Here is a 24104-nt window from a genome sequence, read left to right on the forward strand (position 1 = left end):
CGCATTTTTTCGATTCTTTTGAATCCTTTGGCGGCTGTTGCTCGCAGCGTGAATCAAACATCTCAGAAACTGATTCAGGTCGTCGGCGCCGCTCCCGAACAAGGCTCAGCCATCGCGTCCTTCGAACCTGCCGACGCAATCCGTCATGACGGCACCGATCACGCCGCAGCACCGTTTCTCTGTTAATAAAGGGCCGCGAAACGGCTGGCCCTTCGCCGCAATCTATGCGCGCAAATTACTTCAAAAATACCTGCAACTTAAACCTGTTGACGTCCGGGCGCGATGCGTGCTGTGTATAAACGAAAAATTAATCGATTTAAAGATTTTTCAATCGTTTAAATGATTTAAGCCACTGATTTACAAAGCCTTTGCGATGTGAAATTGTCCGCCACACCTTACATCATGAAACCGTCACAGAACCCGGGAGGATCGCATGCAGACGCTCGCAAACAACCAGCCCGCATCTCAGCAGTCCAAAGTACCGCAATCGTTGCTCGACCGTTTCGAGAGCGAATGGCGTGAGATGCGCGCCGCGAGCGAGGCAACGCCGAAGCCGGTCGCACCGGCCGAATGAGGCCTGCCTGATTGGCGCGTGTAGGCGCCACCGGGCATGCACTTCCATTTCCATAGATTGTCGTCGGACAGCGCCTGTTTTAGGCGTTTTTCGACATTCCGTAGCGAACCGGCGGTGAGCCTACCACCGCCGGTCGCGGCGTTTCCGGCCCTATGCCGCGGGTGATCGACCACTGACCGCAAAGGCCATAAAGGCAGCCCGATCAGGCTCCGCCAGCGCCCTTCTCGAGCCCGCGCTTCAAGGACACCCCTTGCATTTTTTGTAGTGATTTTCAGCCTTTTTGCCATTCGGCAAAAGCATGTTAATCTTTCTTCATGCTGACGGAAGAGATCGAAAGACTCGCGCTGAGCCTGCCTGGAACGGAGGAAAATGCGCATTTCGGAACGCGAGATTTCCGCGTTGGGAAGCGTATTTTCATGAGCCTGCCGGAAGCCGGGCGCGCCGTTTTCAAGTTCACACCGGATCAGCAGCGCATGCTTCTGGAGATGGAACCCGGCGTCTGCGCCGCGGTGCCCGGCGGCTGGGGCGACCGTGGCTGGACCTCACTCTATTTCGTCCAGGCCGACGAGGATCTCGTGCGGCAGTCGATGGAGACGGCGTGGCGCAACGTTGCGCCGAAGAGCCTCGTCAAGAAGAACGGCGGCAGCCATTAGAGGCGTCGCGGCCGAACGACCTCGCGGGCGCCGCACTGCCAAAGCGATTCCGCCGCCTCGACTAACCCCTTGTCACTCCACGTTTTCCTGCCCCACTTCCAGCGGCCAGGTGACGAGATAATCCTCATAGTCGTCGACGTCGATGCCGTCTTCCGCAACGGTGCGGCCACGGACGGAAATGCCCGCGGCGTGAACCGTTTCCGGATCGGCCGAAATCAACGGATGCCACCAGTAGAGATCGCGCCCTTCAGCCACCAGCCGGTAGCCGCAGGTCGGCGGCAGCCAGGTGATCTCGCGCACGGCCTTCGGCGTCAGCTGGATGCAGTCGGGCACCGTCGCCTGGCGGTTGGGATAGTCCTTGCAGCGACAGCTCTCGCCATCGAGAAGCGTGCAGCGGATCGAGGTCCAGGCGATCTCGCCGGTGTCCCAATCCTCGAGCTTGTTGAGACAACAGAGGCCGCAGCCGTCACAGAGGCTTTCCCACTCGGTATCGGTCATGTCTTCAAGGCTTTTCGCCTTCCAGAAAGGCATTTCGCCCATCGTCATCACACTTTCGTCAAATCGCTCGCGATACAGAAATTTCGCAGAAAATTACCGGTTTTTTAAGGCCGGCGGCGCGATATGCAAGTAGATTGGAATTTGACGCCGTGCAAATATTACATGGCGCCGGCATGATGCCGTAGAGCCTTCAGGTGGTTGAGACCGTGCGGGAACCGAGGAAAGACGATAATCGGCCGAAGAAACGGCACATCTTTCTCAGGATCGACTCCTGGATCGATTCCTCAGTCTGGAATGCCGGTTTCAAGCTGGGGCAATGGTGGGAAGACACCACCATCTTCTTCCGCCGCTTCCGCGTCACGGGCTGGAAAAAAGCCGTCTTTGAGGTGCTCGGCGAAGGCATGAACTGGGGCACTGTCGGTTCGGTGCTGATGCTGGCGCTCGCCCTTCCGGCCTTCGAGGAAACCAAGGGCAACTGGCGTGCCCAGAGCGATTTCGCCGTCACCTTCCTCGATCGTTACGGCAACGAGATCGGCCATCGTGGCATCATCCACGAAGATTCCGTACCGATCGACGAGCTGCCCGATCATCTGATCAAGGCGGTACTGGCGACCGAAGACCGGCGCTTCTTCGACCACTGGGGCATCGACTTCCTCGGCCTTGCCCGCGCCATGACCGAAAATGCGCGCGCCGGTGGCGTCGTCCAGGGCGGTTCGACACTGACGCAGCAGCTCGCCAAGAACCTCTTTCTGTCGAACGAGCGGACGATCGAGCGCAAGATCAAGGAAGCTTTCCTCGCCGTCTGGCTGGAATGCAACCTGTCGAAGAAGGAAATCCTCCGGCTCTATCTCGACCGCGCCTATATGGGCGGCGGCACCTTCGGTGCGGCAGCCGCGGCCCAGTTCTATTTCGGCAAGTCGATCACCGACGTGAGCCTTGCCGAGTCGGCGATGCTTGCCGGCCTCTTCAAGGCGCCAGCCCGCTACGCCCCGCACGTCAACCTGCCGGCCGCACGCGGACGCGCCAACGAGGTTCTGACCAACCTCGTCCAGGGCGGCCTGATGACCGAAGGCCAGGTGATCGCCGCACGCCTCAACCCGGCGACGGTCATCGACCGCGCCCAGGTGAAGGCGCCCGACTTCTTCCTCGACTGGGCTTTCGACGAAGTCCAGCGCATCGCCCGCCCCTTCGCACAGCATTCGCTGATCGTGCGCACCACGATCGACATGGGCCTGCAGAATGCCGCTGAAGATTCGGTGGAATCGAGCCTGCGCCAATATGGCGAGAGCTTCCGCGTGAAGCAGGGTGCGCTGGTGATGGTCGAAAACGGCGGCGCCGTGCGGGCCATGGTCGGCGGCCGCGACTATGGCGAGAGCCAGTTCAACCGTGCGACACGGGCCCTGCGTCAGCCGGGCTCTTCCTTCAAGGTCTATACCTACGCGGCAGCGATGGAAAAGGGCATGACGCCGGAAACGGTTGTCGTCGACGCGCCGATCACCTGGCGCGGATGGTCGCCGCAGAATTATGGCCGCAGCTATGCCGGCCGCATCACCATCCTGACGGCCATCGCCAAGTCGATCAACACCATTCCCGTGCGCCTCGCCAAGGACAAGCTCGGCACTGACCTGATCGCCCAGACGGCCAAGGACATGGGCATCGAGACGCCGATCCGCACGGACAAGACCATGCCGCTCGGCACCTCGGAAGTAACCGTGCTCGACCAGGCGACGGCGTACGCGGTCTTCCCAGCCGGTGGCATGCAGTCACGCCGGCACGGGATCAGCCAGGTCCTCAACTATGACGGCGACATTCTCTACGATTTCGGACGTGACGAGCCGCCGGCCCGGCGCATCCTCTCCGAAACCGCCAATACGTCGATGAACTCCATGCTGACGCAGATCCCGGTCATCGGTACGGCGCGCAAGGCCGCGCTCGACAACGGCATCGTCGTCGGCGGCAAAACCGGCACAACACAGGCCTATCGCGACGCCTGGTTCGTGGGCTTCACCGGCGACTATACGACCGCGGTCTGGTTCGGCAACGACGACTACACCTCGACCAACAACATGACCGGCGGCTCGTTGCCGGCGATGACCTTCAAGCGGCTGATGGACTACGCCGAACAGGGCATCGAACACCGGACGATCCCGGGGATCACCGCGCCGACGGCGCCGGCGAAGCAGCCGCCGCAGCTGGCAACCGCGAAGCCGGACGAAAACGCGTTGCCGCCGCTGGTGCGGCCACGCTCGCTTTCGACCGATGTCACCCGGCTGCTGCGCAGCATCGGCGAGACCTTCGAAAAGGCCCCCGCACTGAAGGCGCCCGAGAAGGCCGGCGGCAAGCTTGCCTCTCTCGGCGCGGATGAAGAACCACGGTCCGCACAGGCGCAGCCCGATGCCGCCAGCAACTGACGTTTCGGGCATGTCCACTCTTCTTCCGCTTCGCGGTTGCGGTGTCGGGTTCGGGACCGGCGACGCGGTCGCCGTTGCGCCGGGCGCGGATTTCGGCGACATAGGGTGTCAACGCGGCGGTGCTGAGCCGCAGGACCATATCCGGTAGAGTCGCCCTTGTTTCGAATCCCCTTCCTCGTCGCGCTTACCCTTGCCATCGCCTTCGGCGGCGGCATCGCCTCGGCGGTATGGGCGTTGAAAGCGACCGTCGGCTTCGGCTCGATCGCGATCGGCCCCTGGGTCGCCTTTCCCGAGGCGCAGACGGCCAATGCCGACCCCTATGCCAAGGCACATCGGGCGCGCGCCGGCGAACTGCTCTATGGCGGCGCTGAAGGGCTGATGTTCAGTGCCCAGGTCGATAGCAAGGGCGAGAAGCTTCAGGCGGCCTGCTCCTATGATGTTGCGGGGCTGACGCCGCAGGCCCGGTTCTGGACGCTTTACGCCGCAAATGCCGAAGGCCTGCCACTGAGGCCCGGTTCCGACCTCCCCTCGGCGCTCAATTCCTGGAGCGTTCTGCGCGGCGAAAACAGCAACTTCAGCATCCATGTGTCGCCGAATGCGAGGCCCGACAACTGGCTGGCCGTGCGCCACTCGGGCACGTTCCGGCTGGTGCTGACGCTGCTCGATACGCCGACGGCCGGCTCGTCCGGCCTGATCGATCTCGCCATGCCGGTTATCACCAAGACGGGTTGCGGCGATGCGTAGCGTGCTCTTCGCCACAGTTCTCGGCCTGGTCGGCGCCGCCCTGCTGCACATCATCATCGTGCTGGCGCTGCCGCAGTTCACCGGCCGCGATGCCTATACCCGCATCCTCGGGCTTTTGGAGATGGACAGCTTCTTTGCGCTGACCAGCACACCAGGGCCGACTGGCCTTGCCAATGACGATCCTTATCTGAGAACCGCGGTCTGCAGCTTCTCGATCTCGGATGGACCGGCGCGTTTCCTCGCAAGCGGCAACGTGCCGTTCTGGTCGCTCGCCGTCTTCGACGGCAATTCGAACGAGGTCTTCAGCATGAACGACCACACGGCGGTCAACGGCAAACTGGACCTTGTCGTCGCAACGCCAATCCAGTTGGTCGAGTTGCGAAAATCTCCGCCACAGGCGCTTGCACAATCGATCATGGTCGAGATGAAGGAACAGGATGGCTTTGCCGTGCTGAGAGCGATGGCGCCGGTCGACAGCTTTGAAGAGCAGGTCCGGAACTTCCTTGCGGAATCGACCTGCGAACCGTTCCGTCGCTAGACCATCCGCTATGGTCGTCGAGCAACAGGGGCAAGCTAAGAAAATCCACGCCGAGATGCGCGGCGATGATTCGATGCCGCGTCGGGCGCAGCAGTGCATGGGGGATGAGCCCGCAGAACCGGGCAAGGACAGTGTCTTGAACGCGACCGTTTGTGTCGCCTAATACGCAGGAGTGCCGCGGCTCACTGCTTCTTGATGCGGCGTCCGTCCGGCGCTGTCGGCTGCGGGTCGCGATCGAGGCGCTCGTAGCGGATGCCGGTGAACAGCAGCACTTTCGCTCCACCCGAAATGGCCGGAGGCCGGTGCGGAGGTATACGAACCTTGCGGTCCTGAATTCTGATAACGTCTGCCATGCTCGTCTCCACAAAGTCTTGAGACGGATGAACTACCGTACAGATTTCACCCTGCCCTTCTCGGGCCAGCGCATTTTCCCAGATCTTTCCTGGACAGGCGCGCCTTTCTCGTTTGCTCCTTCTTCCGGTCGCCCGGATGTTGCTGTTCTGGTTCACGACGCGACCCGATGATACCGGGTCCACTTCGATTGAGCCACAGGTTGGTTAACAGATTACTAATAAACGATCTGCAACCCCAACCTGCGTTCAGTATGTCTGTCGAACGGTCCCGGCGATGTATCCAAGGTAACAACGGCAATCCGGGCGAAGACCCGCCTCACCCGCTAGCGCCGGGACATCAAACCGAACAGGAAGGACACGCCCGCAACGGCAACCAGGGTCGACAGAGGCTCTTCGCGCACACGCTCGCGCACGCGCTCAGCCAGAAGATCCGCCTCGCCCTGCACAACCGCTTTCGTGCTCGTTCCGATCGCCGTGACCGCTTCCGTAAGGCGGGCGATTTCCGCGCGCAGCTCGGCGATCTGTGCGTCAACCTCGGCGCGGGCGTCCGATTCGGCTTCACTCACGGCAACTTTTTCCACCGCTTGCAGTTTCTTTTCGACCATTACAACGCTCCCTTGTCTGCGCGGGCTCAACGCGCCGGCTGGCGTTTGGTTCCGCCAAAAACCGTTGAAAGCAGGTTCGCGAAACGCAAAACGGGCGACCAGGGCCGCCCGTTTTTTTTCCCATCAGACAAGGCGCGCCGACGCGCCGTGTGCGGATCAGTTCTCGCAGTAGGGATCGTCGATCTGGCAGCGAACCATCGGAGCCGGACGGGCGCGCTCATAGACGGTGCCGTCGTCCTGCCGCACGCGCACGCCGTCGTCGCGGCGTTCCCAATCACGCCGATCCTCGCGTTCCGTGCGCTGACGGCGCCATTCGTCGTCGCGCCACTTGTCCTCGTCGCGCTCCCGGCGCTCCCAGTCGCGCTGATTGCTGCGCCGCTCACGCTCCCAGTCACGGCGCTCGCGCTCGCGCTGCCGCTCCCAATCGCGGCGATCACGCCGGTCATCGACCCAATCCGGTCCGCGGCGCCAGCGATCGCGTTCACGATAGAAATCGCGGCCGCGGTAGTTGCGGTCCCAATAGTTGTCGAACTGGAAGACAACCGTCGGAATGCCGAGCGGGCGATAATAACGCGGTTCGACATAGACGCGGTTGCGTCGATAGTCGGCCTGGACATAACGGCCGGCAACCCAGCCACGGCCGCCGTAGAACGACACGTCGCACCACGGCAGATCCGCAAGGCAGCCATGGATTTCGACTGATTCGCCCACCGGGATCATCGACACCGCCGGGTAGCGCGTGCTCGGACCGGAGCGCATGTTGACGTTGGCGGTAGCAAAACCCTCGGCAGCCTGCGCAATCGCCGGAGCCACAAGGAGCGCGCAGACCGCCGCTGCGCGCAGAATAAATTTCTTCACAGTTCCATATCTCCCATGGAGAGGCCCCTCTTCACACGGCCCCAAACGTCGGCGGGCGTCCGGGCCCTTCACCGTCGCCGCGATAACTCATGACAGCATGTGGATTTTTTATGGCTACGGCCGCGGATGTCCCCGAGATTTGCGGTGCCGGCGCGGCGATCCGTAGGCGCTCCGCCCGCCCTCGGTGTGCCGCAAGCCTGAATAAAGCTCCAACATCCATAGTTAACAGTACGCTAACGCTTTTCTTCTAATTTTTGCGACGTGTGCCGTTCCGGATCGCCGGCAATGGCGATCATGTTTTGCGTGCAGGGAATTATCGTGACGGATCGCTTTCGTGAGTTGGAAAGGCCACAGACAGGCCGCTTGAAGGACGTCGTCCTGATGGCGACCGTCACCGGTTTCGAAAGCCTGCGTTTTCCCCGCAAGTCCGACATGAAGCAATTTGCCGAGCTGTTCGAGCCGCTCTTCCTTGGTTCCAGCAACGAAGCCCGCCGGCAGGCTGCAGCCGCCCTTTCGCAATGCCAGCAAATTCCAGAGACAGTCGCAGCGCTGATCGGCGGTATGCCGATCGCCATCGCGGCAATTTTCCTGACCCGTTCGAAGGCGATCGCGGACCGGACGCTGATAACGATCATCCGTGAGCGCGGGCCGGAACATGCCGCCGCCATTGGCCGCCGCCCGAACCTCTCTCCGCTCGTCGTCGATGCGCTCGTCGAACATCACAACCCGCCGGGACTGGCAGCGCGCAGCAGCGCCGTGAAAGCGGCAGCAGCAGAGCAAGCGAGCCAGGAAGACGAAGCCGCTTCGTTGCGTACAGCGCGCGAAGAGGCGCTTCGCCGCGAGATCAAGGCGCTCGCTGGCGCCCGTCCGCAAAATATTCCACAGACGCCGTCGTCCGCGACGATGACAGACGTACATGCCGCTCTGCTCGTGCGTTTTGCGAGGAGCGGCGAGATTATCCTGTTCTCGCGTGTCCTCGGTCAGGCGCTCGGCACCAGGGATGCGCAGGTCGAGCGCATCCTGCTCGATATTTCCGGACAGATGCTGGCAACGAGCCTGGTCGCACTCGACGTCGATGTGGCCGATGCCGGCTTCGTGCTTCAGGCCCTCTATCCACATCTTCGCGAGCCCTTTGGCGAAACCAGCCATGCCGCCGCCTTGATTGGCGCCATGGACCGCACCGCCTGTCGCGCGCAGCTCGATGCCTGGCTCGAGGCGGAAGCCGAAGACGCGGCGCCCGCGGCAAGGCACGAAGCCTATTTTGCCGAAAATACTGCAAACGACACGCGTCACGTCGGCCCGCGCAAAGTTGCAGCAACGTCCGTCAACGGCCAGCCGCAGCGACTATTTGGCCGCCGCCGCGGCTGACACATGCTGCCGTTCATGCGGGCATGTCTCGCAACTTCGGCGATGGAGCCGACCTCCCCGCCCTAGAAAAGCTGCTTCATCGCGTCGATGATCCAGCTCCACTCACGACCGGTCGGAGCCTGCGGCGCCTGCCCCTGCAACACCGCCATCAATTCCTGGTAACGCGCCGAACGGGCGTGGTGCTTGCGGTACTGTTCGAGCTGCCAATCCAGGAAAACCTGATCCGGAGCCCGCTTCATCGCCCTTGCCGACTGCGCCAGCCACTCGGCAGCGATCTCTCTGCCGAGGGCCGACTGGGGCCCCAGGCCATTGTCGATCGCCGCTCTCACCCGCGCAAAGGTGGCATCGGCGGCTTGAGCGTAGGCGGCGGGATCGAACTCCTGCGTCCACAGGTCCGACATGTGGGCGCGCATCTCAGCGGCATAGGCCTTGTCCGACAGCATCTCCATCAGTTCCGCCCAGGCGTCGACCTGTTCGGCTGTCGGGTCGTCCGGCAGGTCCGGCGTACCGGCATCCATCATTTTCGTCTTCCACGCCGCATCCATCGGCGCGCCGCCGGCGACGTCATCATAGAAACGCTCGAGCGCGGCACGAAATTCCGTCTTTGAAATTTTGGTCACGGTCCACAATCTCCTGAGATCCGTTGGGGAGGGTTCATGGATCCTCAAAGCCATTCTCAAGGCCGTGGCGATCCGGCGCTTTGACCGGATTTCCGTTTCGAGCGTTCGAAGCCGCAAAGCCAGAACGTCGGTAAACGAGGTTCGGCTGGCCAGGATCTTGCTGATGTCCGCGAGGCTCACGCCCGCTTCACGCAGGGCAAGGACGAGGTCCAGCCGCGCCAGGTCGGCCCCGGAATACATGCGGTAACCGCTCTCCGTCCGTGTGGACGGTGGCAGCAACCCCTTGTCCGAGTAAAACCGAAGCCGCCTGACCGGTACGCCGCTCAGCTTCGAAACTTCGCCTATCGAAAAGATTTGATCGTCCATAAACGCGTCCTACCGCCTCCACCAAGTGGAGAGTCAAGCAGGTCGGCGCATTCGGCAAGACGGCGTCAGGGCCGGCCTTTTCCATCTTCGGCAACGACCTCGAACAGATCGCCGCGGTCGTCCAGCTCGATCTCCACGATCCAGCAATCCGGATCGAAGCGGATCTCGCTTGCAAGCGCCGCGTCGACCTGCTCGGCGTCGCTGTCGTTGAGCCGCACTTCGAACTTGCGGCCGAGATCAATCTCGTCGGCGAAGAAATTCTGCGGCGCCGGGGCAAAGAGCGTCTCGGTGCCCAAACGCGTCCGCTGGCGAATGAAGATCGCGCCGGCGTCCTCTGCTCCCTTGCGCAGCACCGCGGCATAGCCGCCAAGCGAAAACGCACGACGCAGCAGGGACGAGACGAAGATGTGGGACTTCAGGCGCATGGGAGGCTGATACACGCGCGGAGCGAAGGAGGCAAACCGCAGCTGAGCGACGACAGGCGCGAGCGTGCACTAAATGCGTCAGAGCGCGCCGATTTCCTTGAGCTTCTTCAGCACCTGGGGATTGGGTTCGCCGGTCTGTGGCAGGCGGTAGTGCTTTTCGAAGTGGCGAATGGCTGCCCGCGTCTGTTCTCCGGCAACACCGTCGACCGCCACGTCCGCATAGGCAAGGTTGCTGAGACCCTTCTGGATGTTCAGCACCAGTTCGCTCGATACCGGAATTTCCGCGCGCGGAACGAAGGTGCTTTCCTTCTCGGCCGAGCGGATGGCCGCAGCGACCGGATCGATTTCCACGCCCCCGCCCTTCGTTTCGGAAAGCGGCCGTCCAGCCGGAACCGCGGCGGCCTTTTCAGCCGGTGCAGACTTCAAGGCCTGCAGCAGCTCGACGCTCGCCGCGCCGGTTCCCGTGCGACCCGCCCGCTCCTCGAACCGCAGGATCGCTGCTGCCGTGCGCGGACCGCTCCGTCCGTCCGGCGCGCCGTCATAAAGGCCGATCCGGCCCAATTCCTTCTGGATCTCGGAGACAAGCTTCGACTGCGCCGGATCCGGCACGCTCGCGACCCGTTCGGGCGACGGCTTTTCCGACGCCACGTCCGCGGAGGCAGACGCGATCACATCCTCGACGTTTTCAGCCTTTGCCTCACCCTCGCGCTCGATAACGAAGGTGGTCACCTTTCGCGGCTCGATCTCCTCGCCCTTGGCGATGGCGATTCGCTGCGCCGTTTCGGCGCTGACGAGCGGGACGCGGGTGCGCAACAGCGGCGACGGGTGCGTGCCGTGCTGATACCACATGGCATTGGCCGCAACGAAGGAGAACACGACGAGGAAGGCGGCCGAGCCACCGGACACCAACGGATGGCGCGCCATCAGACGACCGGCAAGCCCAGCACCCCGTCCGGCAAGGACCAGCCCGCGCACGGCCAGGCCGGGCGTTTGCCGCGCAGCCTTTTTCCGGTCAGGCTGTTTTCGCTTGCGCGGTGCCATATCCCCGTTCCTCGTTCAAGCTTTTCCCCTCGAACCGCCCCCCTTCGGCGGCCGGGGCGACATCACAATCCTTCAGGCGCGGTGGAAATTCCACCGTCACCGGCGTACGCGCTTCTTCCTGCTCCGCGCAGGCGATACCGGAGCCATCACGCGGCAGCGTGACGACGATGACGGTACCCTCGCCTTCGCGGCTACGGATGGAAAGCTCTCCGCCGTGCAACGCCACCAGACCCTTGACCAGCGAGAGGCCAAGGCCGGTGCCTTCGTAGCGGCGAGTATAATCGTTCTGGATCTGGACAAAAGGTTGACCAAGCAGCGCCAGCTTGTCGGCCGCAATCCCGATGCCGGTATCGCTGACGGAAAGCTTCAGCATCGCGCCGTCGGCCTCCGCATCGATCGTGACGACGCCGCCCTGATCGGTGAACTTGATGGCATTGCCGACCAGATTGATGAGGATCTGCTGGAAGGCGCGCTGGTCTGCGTTGATCTCGCCGATGCCGCGGGTGATGCGGCTTGCAAGCTTCACGCCCTTTTCCGTGGCCTGGTGCGACAACATCGCCTCGCAGGCGGAAACGGCTTCGGCCACACCGAAGGGCTCGGGCATCAGCTCGTAGCGACCGGCTTCGATCTTGCTCATGTCGAGCATGGTGTTGACGACGGAAAGCAGGTGCTCGCCGGACTTATGGATCAGGCCCACATATTCGCGCTGGCGATCGTTCTCGAGCTTGCCGAAATACTCGCCGGCAAGCACGTCGGAAAAGCCGAGAATGGCATTCAGCGGCGTGCGCAGTTCGTGGCTGACGGCGGCAAGGAAGCGCGTCTTGGCATCGTTTGCCGATACCGCCTCGGCTGTTCTGGCCGCAGCTTCGGCGCGCAGGCCCGCTTCTTGCGAGACATCACGCGACTGAGCGAGGATCGCGACCAGCCGGCCATTGTCGTCGCGCAGCGGCGCCAGCTCACAGGACATATAGACAAACTGTTCGCCTTCGATCGGCAGCGTGCGCCGCTCGATGCGGATGTCGACCGTCGCCCGGTCGCCGCCCTGGCGAAGAATGTCGATCGCGCTCAGGAAGGTGATGCGATCGGATATGTGGATCTGCTCGATGAAACCCCGGCCCGCTGGATCGCGCATCAGGGTCAGATGCTCGGCCGCGTCGCGGCCGTGCACGGAAAGCACGTTGCCGCGCAGATCATGCACAGTCACCAGACCCGCAAAGAGGTCATAGGCGGCAGACAGATCCGGAACGACCGGCTCCAATGGCGGTGCCACCTCTTCCGGCGCGCGGCCGCGAACAATCGCGCCGGCAGCCGCAAGCAGCGAGGCCGAGGCCCAAAGAGCGGTGCCCAAAGGAAGAGCCGAAGACACGGGCATGGCGAGCGACAGGGCAAGCGGCACCACCGGCAGGGCCGTCAGGGAAACCGCTGCCAGCGTGCGCAAACGCTTCGCATGGCGGAGATCGGCCGGCGAAGACGCCTCACGACGGGGAAGCCACAGGGCCGCGACCTCGTCCACACGGGACGTCCATCTGCCAGCCATGTTACGCAATACGCTCACGCTTTACCCTGCTACATTTGTTGTTCTTGCGAGGCCGACGCTCTCTGTTTTCACGACCCTTTGGATCGAGACTCAAGCCGCCTCGTGACATGTCGGAATCTCGCATCCCCGGCTTAATGAAAGAATAAACGCGGCCGTGCCGGAACCGTGCGAAACGGTCGAAAAATCCCGTTTTGAGCCAAATCGGGCGACCTTCATTTCTTGTGGTTAATGGGGCGTAAGCAACGGATTTCTGTGCATTTTCTGCACTGTGTTAACGATTGTGGCGCGGCTTTTGGCGTGCGATTGCCGCTGCCTTCGAGGTTGCCGCGCCCGGCTCTGCCACGAACCTTAACGGCGAACGCTAAAATGCGACACAAATGCCCTGCAAATCGCCGGACACCGGCATTTCATTAAAATTTGAAGCAAATGCCGCTCGATTTCGAAAAGCCGTCTTGTGATTCCCGCCGTAATGTCGATCTCAACAAGGGGCCGGGCACCAAGAGAACGCCGGCAGGCTCCAAGGATTAGAAGGTGGCGTGAACGGGTATCAGGGGATACCACGGCGCTGCGGGATGTCGAAGGTGCAAAAGCCGGCTACAAGACTGGCGGGCCGCGGCAGCCGAACGAAGGATGGGCAGAACATGTGGTTTCTCATCAAGGCGACATTCTGGTTTTCGCTGGTACTGGTGTTGCTGCCGTTCCTCGACCCTTCGAGCGCGCAGAAACTCGAACACGCCCCGAAAGTAGAACTCGGCGACACCTTCTCTGCTGCCAATGAGGCGTTCCAATACATCAGCGCCATCTGCATCCAGAAGCCAGATGTCTGCCAGAAGGGTGCCGAAACCTTCGTTGCCCTCGGCCACCGAGCCCGCGAAGGCGCCCGCATCGCCTACGAATTCCTCGACACACAGTTTGCCGAAACCGATGCCACGACGCCGGATGCCAAGGTGACGACCGGTACGGTCACGCCGGCTGCCGACGTGGCAGCTCCGGCGACCGAGGTCAGCACCCTCGACGCCGAACCCGTCTTCAAGCGCACCCCGGTTCCGGAAAAGCGCCTCGACCCCAAGGCTGCCGTTATCCAGTGACCGCGCCGCATCCTGCACATTCCTGACTTACTGCCTGACTTGCCGTCCCGTTGCGGCCGCCGCGAGGATCCCATCCCCTCGCGGCGTTTTCTTTTCTTGCACCCGCAACCGCTGATTTTCTCGCCGCACAGCCACACGCAAGCCCTGCCTGCTTAGGTCCGCCGCACCGACGGCTGGAGGCAGACAATGCAGATTTATGGGCTTTTCTCGAACGCCAGCGTGACACGCCCGGCGGCGTCCGGCGCCGCCCCCGGCGCAGTTGGCGAAAGCAAGAGCCCTGCCTCGACCGCCCTGCTTCTTGGCCGCGATGACGAAAGTGCTGCGAACCGCGCCGCTGCCGCTAAAAAGAAGCTCGACGAAGTCAAGGAGCAGCTCCGCATGCTCCGGTTCTTCGCATCGGACCCGGAAACGCTTGCAAGGCTCGCCAAGCAGCTTGCACAACAGCTCGGCACGGCCGCCCAGCAGCTGGCCGGCGCCGGCGGCGGGGGAGCGGCAAGCGGCGTCGCATCCGCCTCGGCCGCAGCCGTGCTTGCCGATGCCGGCACCGTGCAAGCAGATGCGTCCAGCGCGCAAACCGATGCCCCCGTGGCCGGCGGTGAGGCTGAGCCCTCTTCGGAACGGACAAGCTTTGCCGAGCGTGCCTATCGCGAATTCGGCGGGGATGACGGCGGCTCCGATCCCCTGGCGAAGGTGGCAGCCGAACTCAAATCCGTTGCCGAACAAGTGAAGCAACTGCTGCGCAAGGCGGAGCAGGAATTACGCGCCAAGGGATCCGGCCGCGATGCGGATGAGGCCCGGACCGCCGGCCAGTCGCTTTCGGCCGCCACCGGCAATATCGAGGGCGCTGGCGGCAACGTGACCTTTTCAATCAGTATCCCGACAAGCATCTCGGTCTGACCAAGAGATAGGTGCTCCGCATCCGTCGTATATTTGCCGGTTCTCAATGGCTCTGCCATCGCCTATATGAAGGCTGAAAGCTCGAGCGCGTGAAAGCGGCGGGCAAGAACAGGAATGAAAGTGTTCGCGGCAAGGACCGGCGAGCCTATAATCTCCCGACGAATGGACCGGACCATGACGACGCTCGACCAGATCATCGACGATTTCGCCTTTCTTGAAGAATGGGAGGATCGCTATCGCTATGTGATCGAGCTCGGCAAAGCGCTGCCGGAAATGCCCGAGGCCAAGCGCACGCAGGAAAACAAGGTTCAGGGTTGTGCCAGCCAAGTCTGGCTCGTCACCAATGCGGCCGGCAATCCCGAGGATCCCGTCCTTAATTTCGAGGGCGAGTCCGACGCCCATATCGTGCGCGGGCTCGTCGCCATCGTGCTTGCCATCTACTCCGGCAAACATGCCTCCGACATCGCCCGGATCGATGCGATCGACACCTTCGGCAAGATCGGCCTGATCGAGCATCTGTCGACCCAGCGCGCCAACGGTCTGCGCTCGATGATCCGCCGCATCAAGAACGAGGCGGAGCTTCGCCTGGCGGCTTGAACAGCGCGGGGCCGGACGCACGACCTTCTCCATTGCCATCGAAACACAAAGGCCGGACACTCTGGCCCGGCCTTTGTGAACATGCCTATATCCGCCATGCGCGGAGCAATTGGGCCCGCGGGACGACCAGTCTTACTTGCCGCGACGCTTGCGGCGCTGGCCGAGACCCATTTCCTTGGCGAGGCGCGAACGTGCTTCCGCATAGGCGGGCGCAACCATCGGGTAATCGGTCGGCAGGTCCCACTTCTCGCGGTATTCTTCCGGCGACAGATTGTGGTGGGTCATCAGGTGGCGCTTCAGCGACTTGAAGGTGCCGCCGCATTCGAGGCAGGTGATCTGGTCGTCCTGAACGGACTTGCGGACCGATACGGCCGGCTTCGGCTTTTCGACGGGGATGACGACCGGCGCGGGAGCCGCCGTGTTGTTCAGCGCCGAATGCACATCTGCGATCAGCGTGGAAAGCTCGGCGACCGGAACCACATGATTGCTGACGTAAGCGGCAACGATTTCCGCCGTCAGCTCAACCAGAAGTTCATGGCTCGCGCCAAGCGCTGTTTCAGTCATTTCTTTCTCCTATCGGACTTAAGCACAACCCGAAACGGCGTTTCGGGGGAGGAACGCTTGCAAGAGCCGTCAGGAAGCCTTGGCTGCCTTGGGATGGACCATCAACGCGGCAAGGAGAAACACCGGCCGCGATATCAAGAGCTGGAATTTGATTATAAAACCTGCTGCCGAGTCACCGGTGACGACCGAACTCTCAAAGCAACAATCAGCATTCACAACTCAAGCTGGAATTTCAGATCAAAGTATTTTCCACGACGACACTTTACATTTACTCGATTAACATCGATGCGCGAAAAATCCAAACATAAATTTAGCGACACTTAGCAAGTTTATCTCCAAATTGCTAAAATGGCCACACTCGATCGTAATGTTCTGAAATACAGTTTCAGAACTGTCGTCGATCAGTCGCGACGCGGCTCTTCCTTTTGCGGAAGCTGATCTATGACAGACAGCTTTGTCAGCCTGTAACCTACCTGATGTGCGGCTTTTGCCAGGAGATGAGCCGAGATCGGCGCAGTCAGAACGAAGAAAAAGAAGCCTGCGAGCGCGCGAATCAAGATGGCCGGATCGAGAGAATGCACGCCTGCGGCCAGAAGCAACAGGCCCGATCCGATCGTGCCGGCCTTGGAGGCCGCATGCATGCGCGTATAGAGATCGGGGAAACGGATGATGCCGATCGCCGCCAGCAGCGAAAAGATCGCGCCGACGACCAACAGAACGGCGACCAGCAGGGTGACGGCAATATCGAGGACCGGGTTCATCGGCGTCCCCCCTTGCGCATGCGCTGCGTCGATTTGCCTCTCGTCGCCGACGCGCGTTTGACCTGCACCGCGCCCCCTTCGACAGCCGCCCTCTCTGGCGAGAGGCCGCGCGCGAGGACGAAGCGGGCGAAGGCGACCGTTGCCAGGAAACCGACAAGGCCGAGCGCGATGGCAATGTCGATGTAAAGGTTGAAGCCGGTGCGGATGGCGACGACGGCGATGAGGCCGATGGCGATCGCCACCAGCATATCGAGGCCGAGTACCCGATCCGGCAATGTCGGGCCGCGGATGATGCGCCAGACCGTTATCAGAAGCGCTACGGACAGGACGACAAAGGCAAAGCCGGTGGCAAGGGCGAGGATCTGCGCCGACAGGGTCATTCGAAGGCCTCCTTGATCCGGCGCTCGAAGCCATTGGCGATATCGCGCCTGAGACCGCCCGGATCGGCGCAGTCGAGCGCATGAACATAGAGCGTGCGGCGGTCGTCGGAGACGTCAACTGACAGCGTTCCCGGCGTCAGCGTGATGAGATTGGCCAGCAGCGCGATTTCGAAGTCGCTCTTGACCGTCAGCGGATAGGCGAAGATGCCGGGCTTCAACACCATCTTCGGCTGAATGACCAGCAAGGCGACCTTGGTCGCCGAGATTGCCAGTTCCTTGAAGAACAGCGCCGTCAGCAGGAAAAGCTTGATCGGGCGCACAGGGTAGGCAACCGGCTGAAGCTCGCGCCGGATGAGAAAGAGCGACAGTGCTCCGACGGCAAAACCGAGGATCAGGTTGGCCGGCGAGAAGCTGGCGCTGATGGCGCCCCAGATCGCCGTGAACACGAGATTGATGGTCAGGAACTTGGTCACGGGGCACCTCCCGGGAAGACCGAGTCCAGGTAGGCCGACGGCTCGGAAAGGCCCGCCGCTGCACTCTGAACCATGGCAAGCAACGGCTCCGGATAAAGACCGATCGCGAGCGCCAGCACAGTCAAGGCTGCAAGCGGCAGAAGTGCCGCCGGCGCGATCGTCGTAGACGCAGCGCCGCCCTCACCAGAGGCCGCATCACGCCAATAGGCGAGCAGGAAGAAGCGGCCGGTGACGATGGTCGTCAGGAAGCCGGTCAGAAGCAGGACGGCCGCCAGCCACCAGGCGCCGATATCGAGCGCCGCCTTGACCAGCATCACCTTGGGCCAGAAGCCGGAGAACGGCGGCAGGCCGGAGACGGCGAAGGCAAGCATGAGCGTCAGCGCCGCGAAACCGGCATGGCGGCGATAGAGGCCCGCCAGAGAGACAAGCGAGAAGCTGCCGCCGAGCCTCGCCGCGACACCGGACGCGAGATAAAGCGCGGTCATGACGAGCATCGAATGCAGCGCGTAGAAGATCGCGCCGCCGATGCCGCCCGGGCCGCCGACGGCGACACCCGCAAGGATCGAGCCGATGCCGGAGACGACGAGATAGCCGAGCATGCGGCGGAAATCCGTCTGCGCCAACGCGCCCAGAACGCCGACGAGCATCGTCAGCGCGCCGGCAATGGCGATGACGAAGCTCAGTTCTTCGCGCTCGACCGGCAGCAGCATGACGGTAACGCGGATCAAGGCGTAGATCCCGACCTTGGTAAGCAGACCGGCAAAGAGCGCCGACACGACCACGCGCGGCGTATGATAGGACGCCGGCAGCCAGAAGTTCACCGGAAAGGCAGCAGCCTTCATGCCGAAGGCAAGCACGAACAGCGCCGTCAGCGTCATCAGCGGCGCCGTACCCGCGAGCCCCTCGGCCTTGCGGGCAATGTCGGCCATGTTGAGCGTGCCGAAGCTCGCATAGAGATAGCCGGTCGTGATCAGGAACAGGGTCGTCGCGACCAGGTTGAGGAAGCCGTATTTCACCGCTCCGTCGATCTGTTCGCGTTCGGAGCCGAGCACGATCAGGCCGAAGGACGAGATCAGCAACACCTCGAACCAGACATAGAGATTGAAGATATCGCCGGTCAGAAAGGCGCCGGAGACGCCGGCCATCAGCAGCATCAGGAACGGATAGAAGCCGTAGCGCCGGCCGCTGTCGTTGATGTCGGCGAGCGAATAGACGCCGCCGGCAAGCGCCACGACGGAGGCCGTCAAAGCAAAGAGCGCGCCGGTCAGGTCGACGGTGAAGGCGATGCCGAAAGGCGGCAGCCAGCGCCCCATGACCATCGTTACCGGTCCGCTTGCAAGGACATGGCGAAGTAGGAGCGCGTCGATGATGACGAGCCCGGCCAGGCCGGCAACCGCGATGTAGGGATGCCAATCAATTTTCCGGCGCAGCATCACGAGCAGCGCGCCGATTGCGAGGCACCAGGCAACTGGCAGGATGACCAGCCAGTCGGCAGACGCGACGGGCTCGAGCACGAGCGCGGCGGAGAGATCTGCGGGGGGAGAGGTTGTAGCGGCCATGGGTCGGTCAGTATCCAAGCGGCGCGGCCGGCTCGTCCTTCGGCTCGGCAACGCGCATCTCGTCGGTATTGTCGGTTTGCAGCTGCTCGTATGCCCGCCACGCAAGAACCAGCAGGAACGCGAAAAAGGAGAAGGAGATGACGATCGCCGTCAGGATCAGCGCCTGCGGCAGGGCGTTGGCGGCGGGGCCGACGAGCGCATCCTTGTGGCTGGGAACGACCGGCGGGATGCCACGCGTGAGCCGGCCACCGGTAAAGATCAGGAGGTTGACGGCATTTCCGAGGATGGCAACGCCAAGCAGCACCCGGATGACATACTTCGACAGGAGCAGATAGACGGCGACCGTGAAGAAGATGCCGACGAGCAGAGCGAACCAGGCTTCCATCATTCGCCTCCCCGCTCTTCGAGCGAAAGCGCAATCGAACTGATCGCGCCGACGACCACGAGATAAACGCCGCAATCAAACAGCATCACCGTCGAGAGCGGCACTTCCAGGCCGAGCACCGAGGGATAGACCCAAAGGCCGGTCATGAAGGGAACGCGGGCGGCGATCGAGATCAGGCCGGCGACCGTCGCGGCCAGGAGGCCTGCCCCGGCAATCGCCATCGGGTGGAAATAGATCGCACGGCGCACCGTCTCGACACCGCAGGCGATGCCGTAGATCGCCAGCGCCGACACCGCGATCAAGCCGCCGATGAAACCGCCGCCCGGCTCGTTGTGGCCGCGCAACAGGACGAAGATCGAAAAAAGCACCATGAGGCTCGTCAGGAACGGCGCGACGGCGCGGAAAATCACCGACTTCATGCGCGTTCCTCCGCATCCGGATCGTTATCGGCGACGCGTCGAAGCGAACCCGCCCTCAAGCGAACCAAGGACAGGATCGCAAGACCCGTGACCATCACCACTGCGATCTCGCCCAGCGTGTCCGTGCCGCGGAAATCGACGATGATGACGTTCACCACATTGGCGCCGTGGGCGATCGACTTCGAGTAGAGATTGAAGAAGTCGGTGAGCGTCGCATCGAAGGGTACACCCGTCACCTTCAACAGCATCAGCCCGAAGCCGAGACCGCAGGCAAGGGCGATCGCGACATCCGGGATTTTTTGCGCAAGCGGACGATGGTCCGATGGCGACAACCGGAGCCGCGTCATCACAAGCGCAAGGACGACGACCGAAAGCGTCTCGATCATGAACTGGGTGAAGGCCAGATCCGGCGCGCCATAGAGCAGGAAGATGACCGCGACGGCAAAGCCCTGGATGCCGAGCGAAACGATGGCGGTCAACCGGTCGGCAGCAAGCACCACGGCGATGAGGCCGATGACCGCGATCGCCATGATCGCCAATTCATGCAGCGGCACGTCGGCGGCAAAGAACGGCGCGCGCGGGAACTCGCCATAGGCGATCGGCACGACCAAAAGCACGAAGGCAATGAGGATGAAGGTCGCGGTCATGTAGACTTCGAGGCGCCCGGATTGCAGCCGGCGGGTCAGTGTGACGGAGAAACGAACGAGCCCGCGGATGAACTGGTCGAAGCCACGATCCGGACCCCAGCCGATATCGGCAAGGATCGTCGCCATGAAGGCACGCACACGGTCGAGCTTCAGATAAAAGCCGATGCCGATGACTGCGGTCACGATCGACATGATCAAGGGCAAGCCGACGTGAGGAACGACCGAAATCGTGACCGCACGGGGTTCGCCCGCGATCGCCGACGCCATCGGCGTCGATACCAGTTCATGCGTCAGTCCGGAAAGCAGCGCCGCGGAGAGCCCCTTGGCGGCAAGCAGCGCCGGCCCGAGCCAGAGCAAGATCGGAGCCTCGTGGGCCGCCTTCGGCGTCTCGATCTTTGCACCGACGAACGGCTTGAGCGCGACGGCAAAGGCCACCGCGAACATCAGTGCATTGCCGAGGATCGCAATCGCGGCAAAGACCAGGGAACGGCGATCGAAGCCTGAGAGTGCGTAGTAGATCTCCTCCTTGGCGATGAAGCCGAAGAAGGGAAACAGCCCGCCCATCGAGAATGCCGCGGCAAGCGCTATGACGAAGGTGAGCGGCATGGCGGAGCGAAGCCCCCCGAGCCTCGTCACGTCGCGCGTGCCGGTCTCGTGGTCGATGATGCCGGCGACCATGAACAGGGCGCCTTTGAACAGCGAATGGGCGACAAGATAGAGCACCGCCGCTTCGATCGCGTGGGGTGCGCCAAGCCCTGTCAGCATGACTAGCAGGCCGAGGGACGCCATCGTCGTGTAGGCGAGCATCAGCTTCAGGTCAGTCTGGCGGCAAGCGAGCGCCGCGCCGATGACGAGTGTGGCGCCGCCGAAGAGCGGCAAAAGGATCTGCCATTCGGGTGTGCCGCCGAGCACCGGGTTCAGCCGCATCAGGAGATAGACACCGGCCTTCACCATGGTCGCCGAATGCAGATAGGCCGAGACGGGCGTCGGGGCTTCCATCGCGTTCGGCAGCCAGAAATGGAAGGGGAACTGGGCCGACTTGGTAAAGGCGCCGCCAAGTACCAGGAGCAGCGCCGCCAGATAGAACGGGCTTTCGCGCATCTCCGGCCCGAAGGCAGACAGCAGCGAGAGCTGGGTGACGCCGCTGACGTTCCAGATGATCAGCAGTCCGGCAAGTAGGAACAGGCCCCCGCCTCCGGTTACGACCAGCGCCTGCAGGGCTGCACGCCTTGCCGCCTCGCGCGAATGATCGAAGCCGATCAGCAGGAACGAGGTGATCGAGGTCAGTTCCCAGAACACAAAGAGCATCAGGAAGCTGTCGGAGACGACGACCCCGAGCATCGAGCCCATGAACATCAGGATGAAGGAAAAGAACCGCCCCTGCTGCGGGTGGCCTTTCAGATAGCCGCCGGAATAGAGCACGATCAGCGCGCCGATGCCGGCAATCAGCAGGACAAATGTGAGCGACAGGCCGTCGATCAGCCAGGAAAAGCTGACGTTGAACGAGGGTATCCAGGCATAGCCGCCCGTAACCACCTCGCCCTTGGCGACTTCCGGCCAGAAGCCGATAAAATGCAGCACGATCGCCAAGGGAAACAGCGCAAGCACCCAAGCGGCGTTGTGCCCGAGAAGACGTGTCAGAAGCGGCGCGAGCAATGCCGCGACGAAAGGCAGTGCGAGGGCCAGAAATGTCAGGGCCGCAACATCCATCGTCCTGGCCTGCTCCTTTTATTTCATCGTATGATCGATCGGACTCCCGACATAAAAGAAGGGTGTTGGGGTCTCAAGCCTTATCCGGATAAAATCGGCGTTATATATCCGTCAGTTCGGCCGGACGAACCGAAGCGGAAGCCTTGCATTACCAGATTCGCGCGATTTACGCGGTGTCCGCCAACAACAATTAAAATGCTGTTAGCAAAATATTCATCGGGCGGCGGGGGATAGATCGAACATTCTGGAAACGGAACTGCAAGACGTGATAGTTGTATTTGCAGACTTTCTCAATTCAGAGCGAACCGACCAGAAGCCTCCGCCGGCAGACCTTGCAACGGCTCAGAAGCGGTTGCCCGCTTCAGTATCGATAACGACAGGCACGGAACAGAACATCACTATCTCGAATAGGGCGGGACCCGCTTGGAACGATCTCGCATAGTCGTCATCGCCAGTATCCTGGCCGCCCTCGGCGCGATCCTGCCGATGCTTGCGGCCTACTATCTTTCCTGGTCGATCGCCGTGCGCGGCGAACAGGCCCGGCTCGCCCGCCTGGCCGACTATGCCATCATGCGCGCAGACGCCGCGCTCGGAGAAGCGTCCCGGGCGCTGAAGACGGCCGACCGGTTCGATATGCCGCCATGCATGGCCACGCATATCGCAGCCTTGCGCTCCCTCGTCGTCAACACGACCGCCATCGAGGATATCGGCTACTTCGAGAACGGGTTGCTCAGATGCACCTCGTGGGGTTACCCGCCGCGTCGGCTCACCCGCTCGCCGCCTGCCGATTTCTTTGCGAGCAACGGCGTCGAAGTCATCCCGCGGATGTATCCGACGATCAGCACCGGCGCGCCCATGACGGCGTTCCGGTATCGCTCCTACACGGTGCTGACCAACCCGGTCCGGTTCGTCGACGTGATCGCCGAGCCCGGCACCCGGCTTGCAGTCGCCACCAAAAACGGCGTGCTGGTCAGCACCCTCAACGATCCTGACCCGTCGCTGACGGAACGGCTCGCCGATCTTCCGAAGACCGGCAGCAACGCCGACGACCTTTTTGCAACATCACGGGACGCAAACTGGATCGCCGTTGCCACTGCGCCCAGCATCGCCATTCTAAGCGACATGGATCGGGAACGCCTGCTGCTCTTACCAGGCGGGGCGCTGGTCGCGGCGCTGATGGTCGGGCTTGTCGTCTGGCTATCCCGGCGTCGTCTGTCGCCGCTTGGCGAGCTTTCGATTGCCGTGCAGCGGCGCGAGTTCATCGTCCACTACCAGCCGCTGATCGAGCTCAAGACCGGCATCTGCGTCGGTGCGGAGGCCCTGGTGCGATGGCGGCGACCGGATGGGCAGATGGTCCGGCCAGATCTCTTCATCCCTCTTGCGGAAGAAAACGGACTGATCGAGGAAATCACCGATCAGGTCCTCTATGCGACGGTCGCCGAATTGAAGAGCGTGCTCGTCGCCGACCGCTCGCTGCACATCGCGATCAACCTCGCCGCCGACGACCTGAAATCCGGGCGCATCCTGCCGGTGATCGAGACGGCGCTTCGAAACACCGGCGTGCTTACAGAACAGATCTGGCTGGAGGCAACCGAACGCGGCTTCATGGACGTCAAATCCGCCCGGGCGACGATCGAGGAGGCGCGCCGGCGTGGCCACTCCGTGGCCATCGACGACTTCGGCACCGGCTATTCGAGCCTGCAATACCTGCAGGAGCTACCGCTCGATGCGCTGAAGATCGACAAGTCGTTCATCGATACGGTCGGCACCGATTCGGCCACCAGCTCGATCACGCCGCATATCATCGACATCGCCAATTCGCTCGATCTCTACATCGTCGCCGAGGGGATCGAGCGGCAGGAACAGGCCGACTATCTCATTGGGCGCGGCGTGCAATACGGCCAGGGCTGGCTGTTCTCCAAGGCGCTACCGGCGGCCGAGTTCATTGCCTTCTACAATGACAGCAAACGCAGGCTCGGGGCCGGGCCGGCGGTGATCCGCCGCGAAATCGCTTGAGGCCCTTCACGCGGACG

The 24104-nt window shown here is 62.4% G+C and carries 27 protein-coding genes and 1 pseudogene; 11 read left to right on the top strand and 17 right to left on the bottom strand.

What is annotated here, in order from left to right; all coding sequences use genetic code 11:
* Positions 1-145: 145 nt before the first annotated feature.
* The 3 genes from IB262_RS06520 to IB262_RS06530 all read left to right on the top strand — a co-directional run bounded on the left by IB262_RS06520 (position 146) and on the right by IB262_RS06530 (position 1227).
* On the top strand, positions 146-343 hold the full coding sequence (locus tag IB262_RS06520; protein WP_143556326.1) for a hypothetical protein: 198 nt from the start codon (positions 146-148) through the stop codon (positions 341-343).
* Between the two features lie 90 nt (positions 344-433).
* On the top strand, positions 434-574 hold the full coding sequence (locus IB262_RS06525; RefSeq protein ID WP_164475066.1) for a hypothetical protein: 141 nt from the start codon (positions 434-436) through the stop codon (positions 572-574).
* A 314-nt stretch (positions 575-888) separates the two neighbouring features.
* A complete protein-coding gene (locus IB262_RS06530) occupies positions 889-1227 on the top strand; it encodes an MmcQ/YjbR family DNA-binding protein (RefSeq protein WP_034789357.1) in 339 nt (112 codons plus the stop codon).
* 72 nt (positions 1228-1299) lie between these two features.
* On the opposite strand, the gene IB262_RS06535 is transcribed toward IB262_RS06530, so the two are convergent.
* Positions 1300-1767, bottom strand: coding sequence for a YcgN family cysteine cluster protein (locus IB262_RS06535; protein ID WP_034789489.1), 468 nt, complete (start codon positions 1765-1767; stop codon positions 1300-1302).
* Positions 1768-1919: 152 nt separating this feature from the next.
* Here IB262_RS06535 and IB262_RS06540 point away from each other — a divergent pair, with 152 nt between their 5' ends.
* The 3 genes from IB262_RS06540 to IB262_RS06550 all read left to right on the top strand — a co-directional run bounded on the left by IB262_RS06540 (position 1920) and on the right by IB262_RS06550 (position 5418).
* Positions 1920-4136: a transglycosylase domain-containing protein gene (locus IB262_RS06540; RefSeq protein ID WP_112975634.1), complete on the top strand. Its 2217-nt coding sequence runs from the start codon at positions 1920-1922 to the stop codon at positions 4134-4136.
* Positions 4137-4292: 156 nt separating this feature from the next.
* Positions 4293-4880 (top strand): DUF1214 domain-containing protein, encoded by a 588-nt coding sequence (locus IB262_RS06545; RefSeq protein ID WP_060604076.1) that lies wholly within the window; start codon positions 4293-4295, stop codon positions 4878-4880.
* Entirely contained in the window at positions 4873-5418 is a 546-nt protein-coding gene (locus tag IB262_RS06550) for a hypothetical protein (protein ID WP_060516209.1), read from the top strand. Before IB262_RS06545 ends, IB262_RS06550 begins: the two co-directional genes overlap by 8 nt.
* Before the next feature lie 182 nt (positions 5419-5600).
* Here IB262_RS06550 and IB262_RS06555 read toward each other — a convergent pair whose 3' ends face one another.
* The 3 genes from IB262_RS06555 to IB262_RS06565 all read right to left on the bottom strand — a co-directional run bounded on the left by IB262_RS06555 (position 5601) and on the right by IB262_RS06565 (position 7234).
* Complete coding sequence (locus IB262_RS06555; protein WP_164475067.1) at positions 5601-5771, bottom strand: hypothetical protein; 171 nt, start codon at positions 5769-5771, stop codon at positions 5601-5603.
* Between the two features lie 323 nt (positions 5772-6094).
* On the bottom strand, positions 6095-6376 hold the full coding sequence (locus IB262_RS06560) for a hypothetical protein (protein WP_060516210.1): 282 nt from the start codon (positions 6374-6376) through the stop codon (positions 6095-6097).
* A 156-nt stretch (positions 6377-6532) separates the two neighbouring features.
* Positions 6533-7234 carry an SH3 domain-containing protein gene (locus IB262_RS06565; RefSeq protein WP_112975635.1) on the bottom strand — a complete coding sequence of 234 codons (702 nt, stop codon included), beginning with the start codon at positions 7232-7234 and terminating at the stop codon, positions 6533-6535.
* 294 nt (positions 7235-7528) lie between these two features.
* Here IB262_RS06565 and IB262_RS06570 point away from each other — a divergent pair, with 294 nt between their 5' ends.
* Entirely contained in the window at positions 7529-8602 is a 1074-nt protein-coding gene (locus IB262_RS06570; RefSeq protein WP_112975670.1) for a DUF2336 domain-containing protein, read from the top strand.
* Positions 8603-8664: 62 nt separating this feature from the next.
* On the opposite strand, the gene IB262_RS36650 is transcribed toward IB262_RS06570, so the two are convergent.
* From IB262_RS36650 to IB262_RS06590, 5 genes and pseudogenes are all read right to left on the bottom strand, one after another.
* Entirely contained in the window at positions 8665-9222 is a 558-nt protein-coding gene (locus IB262_RS36650) for a hypothetical protein (RefSeq protein ID WP_348646560.1), read from the bottom strand.
* A 159-nt stretch (positions 9223-9381) separates the two neighbouring features.
* Positions 9382-9588, bottom strand: a pseudogene (locus IB262_RS36655) (MerR family transcriptional regulator); the annotation flags it as partial.
* A 65-nt stretch (positions 9589-9653) separates the two neighbouring features.
* The gene (locus IB262_RS06580; RefSeq protein WP_192493484.1) at positions 9654-10013 is read right to left on the bottom strand and encodes a DUF1491 family protein; all 360 of its coding nucleotides are present in this window, start codon (positions 10011-10013) and stop codon (positions 9654-9656) included.
* A 78-nt stretch (positions 10014-10091) separates the two neighbouring features.
* Entirely contained in the window at positions 10092-11054 is a 963-nt protein-coding gene (locus tag IB262_RS06585; protein WP_060584318.1) for a peptidoglycan-binding domain-containing protein, read from the bottom strand.
* The gene (locus tag IB262_RS06590; RefSeq protein WP_082566257.1) at positions 11026-12591 is read right to left on the bottom strand and encodes a HAMP domain-containing sensor histidine kinase; all 1566 of its coding nucleotides are present in this window, start codon (positions 12589-12591) and stop codon (positions 11026-11028) included. Before IB262_RS06590 ends, IB262_RS06585 begins: the two co-directional genes overlap by 29 nt.
* A 641-nt stretch (positions 12592-13232) precedes the next feature.
* Here IB262_RS06590 and IB262_RS06595 point away from each other — a divergent pair.
* From IB262_RS06595 to IB262_RS06605, 3 genes are all read left to right on the top strand, one after another.
* Entirely contained in the window at positions 13233-13679 is a 447-nt protein-coding gene (locus IB262_RS06595; protein WP_060604068.1) for a DUF5330 domain-containing protein, read from the top strand.
* A 186-nt stretch (positions 13680-13865) separates the two neighbouring features.
* On the top strand, positions 13866-14576 hold the full coding sequence (locus tag IB262_RS06600) for a hypothetical protein (RefSeq protein WP_112770402.1): 711 nt from the start codon (positions 13866-13868) through the stop codon (positions 14574-14576).
* Between the two features lie 174 nt (positions 14577-14750).
* Positions 14751-15173 carry a SufE family protein gene (locus tag IB262_RS06605; RefSeq protein WP_034789482.1) on the top strand — a complete coding sequence of 141 codons (423 nt, stop codon included), beginning with the start codon at positions 14751-14753 and terminating at the stop codon, positions 15171-15173.
* Between the two features lie 132 nt (positions 15174-15305).
* Here the strand turns inward: IB262_RS06605 and mucR are convergent, their stop codons facing one another.
* The 8 genes from mucR to IB262_RS06645 form a co-directional block, all read right to left on the bottom strand.
* Positions 15306-15737 carry an exopolysaccharide biosynthesis transcriptional regulator MucR gene (mucR, locus tag IB262_RS06610; protein WP_034789336.1) on the bottom strand — a complete coding sequence of 144 codons (432 nt, stop codon included), beginning with the start codon at positions 15735-15737 and terminating at the stop codon, positions 15306-15308.
* Between the two features lie 401 nt (positions 15738-16138).
* Complete coding sequence (gene mnhG, locus IB262_RS06615; protein WP_060516217.1) at positions 16139-16498, bottom strand: monovalent cation/H(+) antiporter subunit G; 360 nt, start codon at positions 16496-16498, stop codon at positions 16139-16141.
* Positions 16495-16878 (bottom strand): cation:proton antiporter, encoded by a 384-nt coding sequence (locus tag IB262_RS06620; RefSeq protein ID WP_112975637.1) that lies wholly within the window; start codon positions 16876-16878, stop codon positions 16495-16497. Before IB262_RS06620 ends, mnhG begins: the two co-directional genes overlap by 4 nt.
* Entirely contained in the window at positions 16875-17351 is a 477-nt protein-coding gene (locus IB262_RS06625; protein ID WP_034789330.1) for a Na+/H+ antiporter subunit E, read from the bottom strand. The genes IB262_RS06620 and IB262_RS06625 overlap by 4 nt, the downstream gene beginning before the upstream one ends.
* The gene (locus IB262_RS06630) at positions 17348-18910 is read right to left on the bottom strand and encodes a Na+/H+ antiporter subunit D (protein WP_112975638.1); all 1563 of its coding nucleotides are present in this window, start codon (positions 18908-18910) and stop codon (positions 17348-17350) included. Before IB262_RS06630 ends, IB262_RS06625 begins: the two co-directional genes overlap by 4 nt.
* A gap of 7 nt (positions 18911-18917) precedes the next feature.
* Positions 18918-19295, bottom strand: a complete 378-nt coding sequence (locus IB262_RS06635) for a Na+/H+ antiporter subunit C (RefSeq protein ID WP_060604062.1) — start codon at positions 19293-19295, stop codon at positions 18918-18920.
* Complete coding sequence (locus tag IB262_RS06640; protein WP_034789325.1) at positions 19295-19714, bottom strand: Na(+)/H(+) antiporter subunit B; 420 nt, start codon at positions 19712-19714, stop codon at positions 19295-19297. Before IB262_RS06640 ends, IB262_RS06635 begins: the two co-directional genes overlap by 1 nt.
* On the bottom strand, positions 19711-22071 hold the full coding sequence (locus IB262_RS06645) for a putative monovalent cation/H+ antiporter subunit A (RefSeq protein WP_112770405.1): 2361 nt from the start codon (positions 22069-22071) through the stop codon (positions 19711-19713). The genes IB262_RS06640 and IB262_RS06645 overlap by 4 nt, the downstream gene beginning before the upstream one ends.
* Positions 22072-22494: 423 nt before the next feature.
* On the opposite strand from IB262_RS06645, the gene IB262_RS06650 reads away from it, so the two are divergent.
* Entirely contained in the window at positions 22495-24087 is a 1593-nt protein-coding gene (locus tag IB262_RS06650) for an EAL domain-containing protein (protein ID WP_112975641.1), read from the top strand.
* The last annotated feature ends 17 nt before the right edge of the window (positions 24088-24104 follow it).

This window comes from Ensifer sp. ENS02 (assembly GCF_014851885.1).
Classification (GTDB): Bacteria; Pseudomonadota; Alphaproteobacteria; order Rhizobiales; family Rhizobiaceae; genus Ensifer; species Ensifer adhaerens.